The sequence below is a fragment of the Streptomyces sp. LUP30 genome, from assembly GCF_001746365.1.
Classification (GTDB): domain Bacteria; phylum Actinomycetota; class Actinomycetes; order Streptomycetales; family Streptomycetaceae; genus Streptomyces.
The window spans coordinates 1-11879 of the sequence record NZ_MJAJ01000010.1; the positions used below are offsets into that span (position 1 = coordinate 1).

The window sequence follows — 11879 nt, forward strand, 5'->3', positions numbered from 1 at the left end:
CGAAACCCGCGCCGACTACAACCGCTTCAACGACAGCGTCTACGTCCCGAGCGGCTACACCGGCAAGATGCCCAACGGCGACGCCATCGACTCCACCTCCACCTTCGCCTCCCTGCGCTCCTTCTACAAGAACGACCCGGCCTGGTCGAAGATCCAGGCCTACCTCGCAGGCGGCGCCGCCCCCGTGTTCACCTACCACCGCTTCTGGGCCCAGGCGGACATCGCCCTGGCCATGGGCTCGTACGCGGAACTCCTCGAATAAACCCCCGCTGAGGCTCCGTGTGCGCGACCCCGTCGCAGGGAGACGGGGTCACCCCACCGGGCGGCTCCCCCCGCGGGAGTCGCCCGGTGAACACCCTTCTTCCCGTCGCTCGAGACACCGACGTCCATCATCTTGTCAGGGGCATGATCCTCTCCTGCAGTCCCAGCGGAGAACGGAATGGGAGCGCTCCCAAGGCTTGCCGGCGCGCCCCCGCCCCCCACACCCACCGCGGAGGATGCGCATGCAACCGTCACCTCTCCAAGCCCGCAGGGTGCGTGCCCTGATCGGTGCGCTGCTCACCTCACTCGTCGCGCTGGCCGCGCTCCTCACCGGCGCTGCGGCGTCCCATGCCGACACGACGATCTGCGAGGAGTTCGGCTCCACCACGATCCAGGGCCGATACGTCGTCCAGAACAACCGCTGGGGCACGAGCGCGCCCCAGTGCATCACCGTCACGAATTCGGGCTTCAGGATCGCCCAGGCCGACGGCTCCGTCCCCACGAACGGCGCCCCGAAGTCCTACCCCTCCGTGTTCAACGGCTGCCACTACACCAACTGTTCGCCCGGCACGAACCTTCCGGCCCGCCTCAACACCATCTCCACCGCCCCCACGAGCATCTCCTACAGCTACGTGGGCGGTGCGGTCTATGACGCCGCCTACGACATCTGGCTGGATCCGACGCCCCGCACCGACGGCGTGAACCGCACCGAGATCATGATCTGGTTCAACCGCGTGGGGTCGGTGCAGCCGGTGGGCTCGCCGGTCGGTTCCGCCACCGTCGCCGGACGCCAGTGGCAGGTGTGGTCCGGCAACAACGGCACCAACGACGTCCTGTCCTTCGTCGCGCCGTCGACGATCGACAGCTGGAGCTTCGACGTGATGGACTTCGCCCGGAACGCCGTCTCCCGCGGACTCGCCCAGAACGACTGGTACCTGACGAGCATTCAGGCAGGCTTCGAGCCGTGGCAGAACGGCGCGGGGCTGGCGGTGAACTCGTTCTCCTCGACCGTGAACCTCGGCGGCAGCACCCCCGGCGGCCCTGGCGGTCCCGCGGCGTGCAGGGTGTCCTACGGCACGAGTGTGTGGCAGGGCGGCTTCACCGCCGACGTCACCGTGGCCAATACGGGTTCCTCGCCGATCAACGGCTGGAACCTCGCTTTCACGCTGCCCGGCGGGCAACGGGTCACCAACGCGTGGAACGCCGGCATCTCGCCGTCGTCGGGCGCGGTGACGGCCGCCAACGCGCCGCACAACGCGTACATCGCGCCCGGCGCGCAGGCCTCCTTTGGGTTCCAGGCCTCCTATGACGGCAGTTTCGCGAAGCCGAGCGCCTTCAGTCTGAACGGCACTCCCTGCACCACCGGCTGACGGTCCGGAACGGCCCGCCCGAGTCCGGTCACCGGCCGGGCGGCCGCTGAACCGCCGGACACGGGCCGGACTCCGGTCGCGTCATGTCCGCCCACCCGGGACCCGCCCCGACGGCCTCCGCGCCGACAGGGCGGGTCCCGCCCTCTTCCCTCCTGGACGACGGACGCCGACCGTTGGACGGTGGCGGTGGAGGGTGGACGTGGACGAGTCGGCGCGGAGGTCGCGGTGGACCTGGGCGCCGCAAGGCCCGAACCGGGCGATGAACGTGCAACGCAATCACTCATGAACCACGCGAACCAGACGCCCCCCTTGGCCGACGATGCTCGGGGCACATGCGGAAGCCGTGTGCCCCGTTCCGTCGGCCCGTAAGATCGGTGATCTCTTGGGGGAGGTGGTCATGGGCAGGCGACGCCCCGGCACTCCGACGCTGGAAGAGGTGGCCGCGCACGCCGGGGTGGGGCGGGGCACGGTCTCCCGCGTCATCAACAACGCGGCCGGTGTGAAGGACTCGACGCGCCGATCCGTGCAGCGGGCCATCGAGGAACTCGGCTACGTCCCCAACCTCGCGGCCCGCTCCCTGGCCGGGCGGCGCACCGACGCCGTCGCTCTCGTGCTGACGGAGCCCGACTGGCGGCTCTTCGCGGAGCCGTTCTTCTCGGAGATCGTCGGATCGCTGGGCGACGCGCTGGCGGACACCGGGATGCAGTTGATGCTGACCCTGGTCCGCTCGGACGACGAGCGCCAGCGCTTCCTGGAGTACGCGCGCGGCGGCCGGGTCGACGGAGTGCTGCTGATGTCCGTGCACGCGGGGGACCTGCTGCCGGACATGCTCGCCGAGGCGCGGGTGCCGACCGTGATGCTGGGGCGCCGATCGGGCGACGAGTACGTCAGTTACGTGGACGCGGACAACGTGGGCGGTGCGCGCAGTGCCGTCTCCCACCTGCTGTCACGAGGTCGCACGGTGATCGCCACCGTCACGGGGCCGCTGGACATGTACGCCGCCCGGTGCCGGCTGCGCGGCTATCAGGACGCGCTGGCGACGGCCGGTCTGAACGGCGAGCCGTCCCTGGTCGCCGAAAGCGACTTCACGCAGGACGGCGGGCGTCGTGCCATGGCCCGACTGCTGGAACGGCACCCGGAGATCGACGGTGTCCTCGCCGCGTCGGACACCACGGCGGCCGGGGCACTGGAAGCCCTGCGGGCCGCGGGCCGACGGGTGCCGGAGGACGTGGCCGTGATCGGTTTCGACGACTTTCCGCTGGCTCAGCGGACCGAGCCGCGCCTGACGACGGTGCGTCAGCCGCTGGAGGAGATGGGCCGGGCCATGATCCGACTCCTGCTGGAGGACATGGAGGAGCCGTCGGTGGCCTACCGCCACGTCATCCTGCGGACGGAGCTGGCGGTTCGTGAATCAGCCTGACGCCGGAGGAGCAGGAGCGTGTCGGGAGCGCTCCCAGTCACTGGTGACCGAGCGGCCGCGGACGGCGGTGGGTCGACGCAGGATGCGCCGCCCCACCGCCGTCCGCTCGCGGCTCCTCCCGGTCTCGTCGGGTTCCGCGCCGGCCGTGAACCGCCTGCCGGACCGGTCGTCGCCGCCGGGCTACCGGGGCGCGGTCACGGCGGCGCCGCGCGCGAACTGCCACCAGTTGACGTTGAACAGGTAGCCGCTGCCGCCGGTGAACCGCAGATAGAGATCCTGGGTTCCGGTCGCGCCGCTGACCGGGCAGGTCACCGTCGTCCAGGCCTGCCAGCCGCCGGTGTTCGGCACCCCGCACCGGCCCACGACCGTCCCGCTCGGTGAGCCCAGGCGCAGTTCGACGGTGCCGCCGCTGTTGGCCGAGGACACCCGCACGGCGAACGAGGCCGCGCCCGTCCCGAAGGCGACGCCCTTGACCTTGACGTAGTCACCGTTGTCGATCCAGCCGACGTCCATGCCGCCTTCGCCGGACGGTTCCGTCTCGATCCCGGACTCCCAGGCGACCGTCTCGGCCTCCTGGCGTACGTACGGGTCGAGAGGGCCGGCCTGGGGCGCGCCCGTGCTCGTCATGTTGATCGTCGGGATCGTGCCGTCGGCGTTGTAGGAGAACTTCTCCACCGCGACCGAGCGGGTGTAGCCGCCGCCGCCCGGCAGTGCGCCGTTGTGGTAGAAGAAGTACGAGTTTCCCTTGAAGTCCACGATCCCCGGGTGGTTGGTGAAGCTGCCGCCCTGGGTGGGCATGACCGTCCCCCGGTAGGTCCAGGGCCCGGTGGGGCCGGGCGCCGTGGAGTAGGCGATGAACTCCGAGCAGCACTTGGCCGCGAACACCATGTAGTACAGGCCGTTGCGCTTGTAGAACCAGGGGCCTTCCTCGAACAGCGTGGGACGGTTGGCGTCGCCGGTGCGGGCGCCGAACCCGGCGGTGGTGAGCGGGATCTTGGTGGGGCTGCCCGAGTAGGACGTCATGTCGGCGTTCAGCCGGACGTACCAGAGGTTCGGGTTTCCCCAGTACAGGTAGGCCTGGCCGTCGTCGTCGACGAAGACCGTCGGGTCGAACTCGCCGTTCTCCACCAGCGGGTGGCCGAGGGCGTCGCGGAACGGCCCGGTGGGACTGTCCGCCACCGCGACGCCGATGGCCATGCGGCCGGTCGCCCGGTCCGTCACCGGCACGTACCAGTAGAAGTGGCCGTTGCGCTGCACGGCCTGTCCCGCCCAGGCGTCCTTGGACGCCCAGCTGAAGGTGGTCAGGCTGAGGGGTGAGCCGTGGTCGGTCCAGTTGACCATGTCGGACGAGGACCAGACCCGCCAGTCCTTCATGGTGAAGTAGGTGGAGCCGTCTTCGTCGTGTCCGGTGTAGAGGTAGACCCGGCCGTTGTAGACCAGCGGGGCCGGGTCGGCGGTGTAGACGTGCTGCACGATCGGGTTGTCGGCCCTGGCCGCGGTGGGGTGCAGCGCGGCGGGGACCACGGCGAACGCCAGCAGGAGGCCCATGACCCAGGCGGCTGCCCGGGTGAGCCTCGTGCCGGTGGTGGCCGACGGCCTGGGGGGCGTCATCGTGACCTCCGGGGACGGTGGGCGGCGGGCGGGCTGACGGCCTGGGCTACGTCGCTCATGTGCGGCTCCACTTCTGGCCGGCCCGGCCGTCGCAGCCCCACAGAACGAGCGGGGTGCCGTTGGCGGTGCCGGCCCGGTCGACGTCGAGGCACAGGCCCGCGTGGACGTTGCGGATCGAGCCGTCGGAGCCGACGGTCCACTTCTGGTTGTCCTGGCCGTTGCAGGGCCACGTGATGACCCGGGTGCCGTTGACGGTTCCCCGGTCGTAGGCGTCGAGGCACTTGTCGCCGAAGACGCGGATCTCGCCGCCCGCCCATGTGGTCCACAGCTGGTTGGCAGCCGTGTGGCAGTCCCAGAGCAGTGCCGTGGCTCCGGCGGCGGTGGAGGCGTTGTCCACGTCCACGCAGCGGCCGGAGCCGTTGCCGCGCAGCCGCGAGGTGGTGGCGGCCAGCGGGCTGCCGCCGCTCACCCTGAACACGGCCACGCCGTGCGCGGGAACGCCGGCCGAGATCTGCCCGGACGTGCTCGACGTGCCGCCGGTCCACAGGTCGGTGAGCGTGAACTGTCCGCCGGACAAGCCGACTTGAGCCGCCGTGGCGGTGATCGTCGCGGTGCCCGTTCCCCGGTTGAACAGGCCCACCGCGACCGAGCCGTCGGACAGCGGCTTGGCGAACACCTCGGCGCTTCCGTCGTCACGCACTCTGCGTCCGCCCGCGCCCAGCGGATCCTGGTCCACCGCCAGCAGCCGCGGGTTGCGCAGGATCGCGCTCACGTCGGCGGACATGGTGCGGATGTCGTTGCCGGCCATGAGCGGTGCGCCCATGAGGGCCCAGAGGGCGAAGTGGGAGCGGGACTCGGCCAGGGACAGGCCTGGGCGCCCGACGACCAGCATGTCGGGGTCGTTCCAGTGGCCCGGGCCCGACTGCGCCGCCAGCGGAGCGGTGACGTCGAGGACGTTGCCGACGCCCATCGGGTAGCTGTTGGTGTTGCCGTTCTGCCAGATGTCGAGCAGGTCCTCGGTGGTCCGCCACAGGTCGGCGACCTCGCCCCAGTTGTACGTGGCGCCGGTGATGGCGTGGAAGCTGTTGGGGTTGATGCTGTAGACGATCGGTCGGCCCGTGGCGCGCAGGGCGTCACGCATGAGCGTGAACCGGGTGACCTGCTCGTCACGGGTACCGCTGGAGGAGCACCAGTCGTACTTGAGGTAGTCGACGCCCCACGAGGCGAACGTGGTGGCGTCCTGGGCCTCGTGGCCCCTGCTGCCCGTCGAGCCGGGGTAGGCGCCGCTGGTCTGTGCGCAGGTGCGTTCGCCAGGCACCTGGTAGATGCCGAACTTCAGGCCCTTGCCGTGGATGTAGTCCCCGAGGGCCTTCATCCCGCTCGGGAACTTGGCCGAATTCGCCCGCAGGTTGCCCGCCGCGTCTCGCTGCGGGTCGAACCAGCAGTCGTCGACCACGACGTACCGGTAGCCGGAGTCCCGCATGCCCGAGGACGCCATCGCGTCGGCGGCCTGGCGGACCTGCGCCTCGGTGACTCCGCACCCGAAGCTGTTCCAGCTGTTCCAGCCGAGCGGCGGGGTGAGCGCCGGGCTGCCGGGCGCAGCGGCGGCGGTGGCCGTGGAGTGGGCGACGGCCGTGAGGGACGCGGTGAGCGTCAGCGCGGCGGCCGCCAGGAGCTGGAGCAGTCGTCTGCCTGATCTGGGCACTCGGCTTCCCTTCCGGGGATGAGGGCGCCGAGGGTGGTCACCGACGACGCCGGGAGGAACAGTGAGAGACGGTGGAAGTCAGGGAGAGACAGGGGATGACTGGCGCGCCTGGACTGCCCTGTCATGCATATGACATCCGATGGATCGTTCGAAATTTCGATTGGATTTCGGAATGCTGACATCACGGATGGTAGAGAGACTGCCGAGCGTGTCAACACGGTCGCCGCGCCAATCGCCCCGACGGCCCCCAGCTGGCCACCGCCGGACGCGCGAGACAACGAAACATTTCGATGTCGTATACGAATCATGCGCAACGCATTGACGGGATCTGTCGACGCCCACTCGGGATCAAGCCGACCGGAGCTGACGCCTCCGCGCCGCCGCCCCGCATACCCGACCACTGCCCGAGCGGGGGGTCGGAACCCGCGCAGTCACACCCCGCGAGCACGCGTTCCCGGCGTTTGCGTGCGGAACGACGGCGACACCCGTGGGCGCCGTGGACGGGGCGGCCCGCCGTCGGTGGACATGTCCTGGACCGGATGCGGTACCGGATGCGTGTCGGCTGCTTGCTCGTTCGCTCTTCGGGTAGTGCGTTTGAATGAGCATTGCATGTGAATTGCCTCGGGCTTACTGAAAGAGACTCGTTCGTGACGCACCTCGACGGCGCCGACAACGATCAGGCGGAGGGGCCGGGCCATGGTCCTCGGACCGTCGCCCGGGAGATCGCCGACGCCGTGGAGAGCCTGACGGACCTGTGGACGGTGGCCGCCCAGGAGGCGACGCTGCGGTTGTCCCTGCACCAGCTCAAGGCGTTGCGGGCGGTCGCGGAGGCGCCGGGGCTGAATCTCACGGCGTTGGCGGAGCGGCTGGACATCGGGATGCCGACGGCCAGCCGGCTCTGTGACCGCCTCGAAGCGGCCGGCCTGCTGGAACGCGGGACCCATCCGTTCAGCCGCCGCGAGGTGCAGCTGCGTCTGACGCTGTCCGGCCGGCAGGTGCTCAACGATGTGGCCGGACGTCGCACGCAGGCGCTGTCCGCCGTGATGGCGGCGATGGAACCGGCCGACCGGGTCGCGTTGCGTCGCGGTTTGCAGGCCCTGCACACGGCGCGCGCGGCGACGCAGTCGCGCCCCTCGGATCCCGGCGGGCGGTGACGGAAGCCGCCGGGGCATGTCTCCTCGGCGGCTACGCCCCGGCGTTCCGGCCGTTCCAGTCCAGGCAGACGACCGCGGCGTCGGCGGCGAGCTCTTTGCTGCCGAAGTGTTCGATCAGACCGGCCACGATGGCGCGAGCGGCTTCGTGCGGGGACTCCCCGCGGGTGGCGCTCAGCGTCTGACGCAGGGCTCGTTCCCCGAAGGATCCACCGTCGGGTGCACGTGCGCTGTGCACGCCGCTGCTGACCACGATCAGCCGGTCGCCCGGTTCCACGTGGAAGGTCTGCTCTTCGTAGAGGGTCTCCTCGAACATGCCCAGCGGGAGCTGTGCTTCGAGTTCGATCTGCTCGACGGTGTCGTCGCGCTGGCGGTAGAGCTGCGGCGAGCCGGCGTCGACGGCGCGGACGACGCCGGTGTCCAGGTCGAACCGCAACAGCAGGGTGGAGGCGTACGACTTGCCGCCGTACTGGGCGAAGAGGGCCTGGTCCGCGAGGCAGGCCTGGTCCGCGAGCCCTATGCCGGCGCGGCGGGCGTTGCGCAGGGCGCCGACGGCGAGGCTGGTGAGCAGGGAGGCGTCGATGCCCTGGCCCAGGCCGTCGGTGACGGTGAGGGTGAGGTGGTCGGCGCTGGTCGACCAGTCGAAGTTGTCACCGCCGACGGTGTAGGCGGGCTCCAGGTGGGCGCCGATCACGTACTCCTGGCGGGCGCTGCCCCGGCCGGGCAGAAGCTGCCACTGCATCTCGGCGGCCAGGGTCAGGCGTCGGGTGCGGCGGGCCTGCAGGTACAGGTCGGTGTCGCGGCCGGCGGCGGCGACCTCATGGGCGAGGGCGTTGGCGAAGTCGGTGAGCCGGAGCACGGCGGCCGGGTCGGTGGCGCTGCTGGGCAGGCGGACGGACAGGACGCCGAGCCGGTCGCCGCGGACGGTGAGCGGCAGATGGACGACGTGCGTCGGCGTCGGGCCGTCGGGGACGGCGACGACCGGCGTCTGGCTGATGAATGCGCGCCCGGCGGGCCCGTCGTGGGCGGCGACCGGCTCCTCGGTGTGCGGCAGGTGGGTGACCGCTTGCAGGACGCTCAGCCCGTAGTCGGCCATGAGCAGGGTCACCTCCTCGGCCCCGACACGGTCGGTCAGGAGGCGGCGGGCGGTGGCGACCAGTTCATGGGGCGCGGCGGCGCGAAGTCGGCTTTCCGCGGACGGCACCGGTTCAGGCATGTTCACGGCATCCACTTTCTCCCCCTGCTGTTCCCACACTATCGCTCTGCCCTTTCTCCCCGGCTGCGTGGAACGCACGACGGCCGGGCCCGCCGGACGGGTGGTCCCGCCCTCCCGCACGGGTCGGCCCGAGCCGGCCGGCCCGCGCGGTGCGGCCTGCCCGGCGGGGGCGGCCCGGCGCGGCATGCACGGAGCAACCTGGCCTGGTCGGTGTGCCTCCGGCGTCGTGCGGGGAGCCCGCCGCCCCTCGTGCCGTACGACGGGGGATCACCGGCGTCCGGGCGGAGGCTCGCGTGCGAGCCGTCACTGCCGTCCACGCCAGTCGAGGCAGACCACCAGGGCGTCGTCGTTCGGCGCGGTCCGGCCTCGGTGGCCCGTCAGCTCACGCAGGACGGCCCGCGGGACCTCGGCGGCCGAGAGCAGTCGCGTCGACAGGATCGCGCGGGCCAGCGCGGCGTCCCCGTACGTCTCCCCTCCGGGGGAAGCGACCTCGTAGACGCCGTCGCTGACGAAGATGAGGCGGTCGCCCGGCTCCACCCGGAAGTCCTGCGCCAGGTAGTCGGTCTCCTCGAACATGCCCAGCGGCAGCTGCGCCTCGAAGGCGACGCGTTCGACGGCGCCGTTGCGCAGCCGCAGGAGCTGCGGCGAGCCGGCGTCCACCACCCGCGCGTGTCCGCTGGCGAGGTCGAAGTCGAACATCAGGACCGACAGATAGCAGCGGCCCCGGTAGTGGGCGTAGATCGCCTGATCGGCGAGGGCCGCCTGGTCGGGGAGGGAGATGCCGGCCCGCCGGGCGTTGCGCAGGGCGTTGACCGCCAGGTTCGTCAGCAGGGAGGCCTCGATCCCCTCGCCCATGCCGTTGGACACGTACAGCGTCAGCCGGTCGGCGGTGGCCGACCAGTCGAAGTTGTCGCCGAAGATGGCGTACGCGGGCTCCAGCTGGGCTCCCAGCTCGTACTCCGGCCGCGCGCAGGAACGGCCGGGAAGCAGCTGCCACTGCATCTCGGCGGCCAGGGTCAGCCGGTCCTTGCGCCGTGCCTGCAGGTAGAGGTCGGTGTCCCGTTCCGCGACGACGACCTCGTGCGCCAGCACATCGGCGATCTCCGTCAGCTCGGACAGGCCCTCTTGGGCGTGCTCCTCGCCCGGCACGGTCACCGACAGGACGCCCAGCCGGTCCCCTCGCACGGTCACGGGCAGGTGCACGCGCACCCGGCCCTGCGCAAGGCCTTCGAGATACGGCTCCTGGGCGCCGAAGGCGCGGCCTGCCGGGCTGTTGTGCACCGGCACCGGCTCGAGGGTGTGCGGCAGCACGGACACCGGCTGCAACACGGTCAGACCGTAGTCGGCCATGAAGAGCTCGACCGAGGCCGCCGCGTACTCCTCGCAGAGCACGCGGCGGACCGCGTCGAGCAACTCGTGGGGCGCCGCCGTACGCAGAGCACGCTCGGCGGTCACGAATCTGTTCACGGTTGTCAATACACCCATCTTTCGTCGGACGTTCGCAGGTCCTGTGCACGGGGCGAGGCCGTTCCGTACGGCAGCGCCCCGATCCGGTCGCCGGGATCCGGTCACCCGGATCAGGTCCGTCTTCGGCCGGTCACCGGCCGCCCGGTACGCCGGCGGTCATCCCGGGGCCTGCGAGAATGAGACTGTGACTTCCTTCCGCCCCCGCCCTGAGCCAGACGAGGTCGCCCGCGTCGCCTCCACGGCAGCGGAGTTGCTGGAGGTGTTGTGGGGCCGGGCCTCGACGGCTCCGGTGTCGGCCTCGCAGCTGCGCGTGCTGCTCGTCCTCGAACATCGCGAAGGCGTCAGTCTGCGCACCCTCACCGAAGCGCTCGCTTCCACGCCGCCGTCGGTCAGTCGGCTGTGCGACCGTCTGCAGGCGGCCGGTTTCGTCGAGCGTGTGGTCAGCCCGGCGGACCGACGCGAAGTGCGCCTCCACCTCAGCGGCCAGGGCCATGCGTTCCTGGCCGATCTGCGCACGCGCCGCGAGAGCGCGCTGCAGGAGGTGCTGGACCAGATGCCCGCCGTCCAGCGGACCGCGCTCCTGCAGGGACTCGAAGCGTTCTGCGGCGCCGCGGCGGCGCAGATGCACGACGACGCCCAGGGTTCCGGAACGCGCACGGCCTGAGCGGCCAGCCGCCGACTTCTCACCTGCCGCCCGCCGTTCGACGCCGGTGTTCAGCGAACGGAGCGGACTCCGCCCACTGGAACATCCACATCCTTCCCCCTGCACGTCCGGCCTCCACTTTCTTGCCTCACGGCTATAGTTGTCAAACGGCAACTGTCCCACCGTGAGCTGTTCTGCCTCCGGAAACCGGTTACCCCCTGATGCGGCGACTTTTGCGCCGGTGGGCAAAATCTCGGCGGATGAGCTCAGGTGGCCGTGCGGGTCCGTCCGGGGGCGGGGAGGCCGTCGGGGCTGATCGCCTCCGCGACTTCGCTCAGATCGTCGTTCAGCTGATGGTCGCGTCCGGGCAGCCGGTGCACCTGTGCCTGCGGAATCGCTCGGGCGTAGAGGTCGGCGTGCGACGGCGGGGCCGTCTCGTCCGCGAGTCCGTGGAACACGTGCACCCGCGCGCCCTGGGGCAGCCGTGCGCCGAGGTCGCCGGGGAGCGCGAACTCGTCGCCCGGCCAGCCGCCCCGGCCGACGAACGGAGCGGCGATCAACACGATCGCGGCGAGCCGGGCTCCGGGCGGTCGCTCCGCGAGCGCGTGGACGAGGATCGTCGCGCCCACCGAATGCCCGACCACGATCGCGCCGTCCGCCAGGTCCGCCAGCTCGCGGTGGACGGCCGGGGCCCAGCGCGCGGGGCTCGGGTCGTCCTCGTCGGGCATGCGCGGGTAGCGGACCTCGTACCCGTCCCCGAGTTCTCGCCTCAGACTGTCGACGAGTTTGTCGTCCCATGCGTCGTGCGCGCCCTCGCCGCCGCCCTGAACGAACAAGATCTGCCGAGTCCCTGTCATGTGGTCGACCCTCGCATCCTGGGAGTGATCCCGCGGGTCGAGATCGCCCGGCCGGCGACGTCGTCGGCGCCCTCCCTGACGGTCCGGGCCCGCCGCGCCGCGCCGACCGTACCGTCACGCGTGCCGCCAAAGCCCTTGTGACAGCGTGCAGTTGACTGCAAGTCAGCGCGAGGGGCTC

General features: G+C 71.1%; 10 protein-coding genes. 5 read left to right on the forward strand and 5 right to left on the reverse strand.

Features of this window, described 5'->3' with window-relative positions; all coding sequences use genetic code 11:
* From BG482_RS11220 to BG482_RS11230, 3 genes are all read left to right on the forward strand, one after another.
* A partial coding sequence (locus tag BG482_RS11220) for a glycoside hydrolase family 48 protein (protein ID WP_141746566.1) occupies window positions 1-262 on the forward strand: 262 nt, incomplete at its 5' end.
* A 241-nt stretch (window positions 263-503) separates the two neighbouring features.
* The gene (locus tag BG482_RS11225) at window positions 504-1631 is read left to right on the forward strand and encodes a cellulose binding domain-containing protein (protein WP_069768815.1); all 1128 of its coding nucleotides are present in this window, start codon (window positions 504-506) and stop codon (window positions 1629-1631) included.
* Window positions 1632-2028: 397 nt separating this feature from the next.
* Window positions 2029-3051 carry a LacI family DNA-binding transcriptional regulator gene (locus tag BG482_RS11230; protein WP_069768816.1) on the forward strand — a complete coding sequence of 341 codons (1023 nt, stop codon included), beginning with the start codon at window positions 2029-2031 and terminating at the stop codon, window positions 3049-3051.
* Between the two features lie 180 nt (window positions 3052-3231).
* On the opposite strand, the gene BG482_RS11235 is transcribed toward BG482_RS11230, so the two are convergent.
* Together BG482_RS11235 and BG482_RS11240 are read right to left on the reverse strand one after the other, a co-directional pair.
* Window positions 3232-4662, reverse strand: a complete 1431-nt coding sequence (locus BG482_RS11235; RefSeq protein ID WP_079141743.1) for a glycoside hydrolase family 43 protein — start codon at window positions 4660-4662, stop codon at window positions 3232-3234.
* A 55-nt stretch (window positions 4663-4717) separates the two neighbouring features.
* Complete coding sequence (locus BG482_RS11240; RefSeq protein ID WP_069768818.1) at window positions 4718-6367, reverse strand: RICIN domain-containing protein; 1650 nt, start codon at window positions 6365-6367, stop codon at window positions 4718-4720.
* Window positions 6368-7014: 647 nt separating this feature from the next.
* On the opposite strand from BG482_RS11240, the gene BG482_RS11245 reads away from it, so the two are divergent.
* Entirely contained in the window at window positions 7015-7521 is a 507-nt protein-coding gene (locus tag BG482_RS11245) for a MarR family winged helix-turn-helix transcriptional regulator (RefSeq protein ID WP_069768819.1), read from the forward strand.
* A gap of 31 nt (window positions 7522-7552) precedes the next feature.
* On the opposite strand, the gene BG482_RS11250 is transcribed toward BG482_RS11245, so the two are convergent.
* Together BG482_RS11250 and BG482_RS11255 are read right to left on the reverse strand one after the other, a co-directional pair.
* Window positions 7553-8734 (reverse strand): PP2C family protein-serine/threonine phosphatase, encoded by a 1182-nt coding sequence (locus BG482_RS11250; protein WP_069768937.1) that lies wholly within the window; start codon window positions 8732-8734, stop codon window positions 7553-7555.
* A 303-nt stretch (window positions 8735-9037) separates the two neighbouring features.
* On the reverse strand, window positions 9038-10201 hold the full coding sequence (locus BG482_RS11255; RefSeq protein ID WP_069768820.1) for a PP2C family protein-serine/threonine phosphatase: 1164 nt from the start codon (window positions 10199-10201) through the stop codon (window positions 9038-9040).
* Window positions 10202-10385: 184 nt separating this feature from the next.
* Here BG482_RS11255 and BG482_RS11260 point away from each other — a divergent pair, with 184 nt between their 5' ends.
* Window positions 10386-10865 carry a MarR family winged helix-turn-helix transcriptional regulator gene (locus tag BG482_RS11260; protein ID WP_069768821.1) on the forward strand — a complete coding sequence of 160 codons (480 nt, stop codon included), beginning with the start codon at window positions 10386-10388 and terminating at the stop codon, window positions 10863-10865.
* 245 nt (window positions 10866-11110) lie between these two features.
* On the opposite strand, the gene BG482_RS11265 is transcribed toward BG482_RS11260, so the two are convergent.
* Window positions 11111-11701 (reverse strand): alpha/beta fold hydrolase, encoded by a 591-nt coding sequence (locus tag BG482_RS11265; RefSeq protein ID WP_069768822.1) that lies wholly within the window; start codon window positions 11699-11701, stop codon window positions 11111-11113.
* Window positions 11702-11879: the final 178 nt, after the last annotated feature.

Coding starts and splice junctions, on each gene's coding strand:
- BG482_RS11225 (WP_069768815.1), top strand. CDS start 504: ATGCAACCGTCACCTCTCCAAGCCCGCAGGGTGCGTGCCCTGATCGGT.
- BG482_RS11230 (WP_069768816.1), top strand. CDS start 2,029: ATGGGCAGGCGACGCCCCGGCACTCCGACGCTGGAAGAGGTGGCCGCG.
- BG482_RS11235 (WP_079141743.1), bottom strand. CDS start 4,662: ATGACGCCCCCCAGGCCGTCGGCCACCACCGGCACGAGGCTCACCCGG.
- BG482_RS11250 (WP_069768937.1), bottom strand. CDS start 8,734: ATGCCTGAACCGGTGCCGTCCGCGGAAAGCCGACTTCGCGCCGCCGCG.
- BG482_RS11265 (WP_069768822.1), bottom strand. CDS start 11,701: ATGACAGGGACTCGGCAGATCTTGTTCGTTCAGGGCGGCGGCGAGGGC.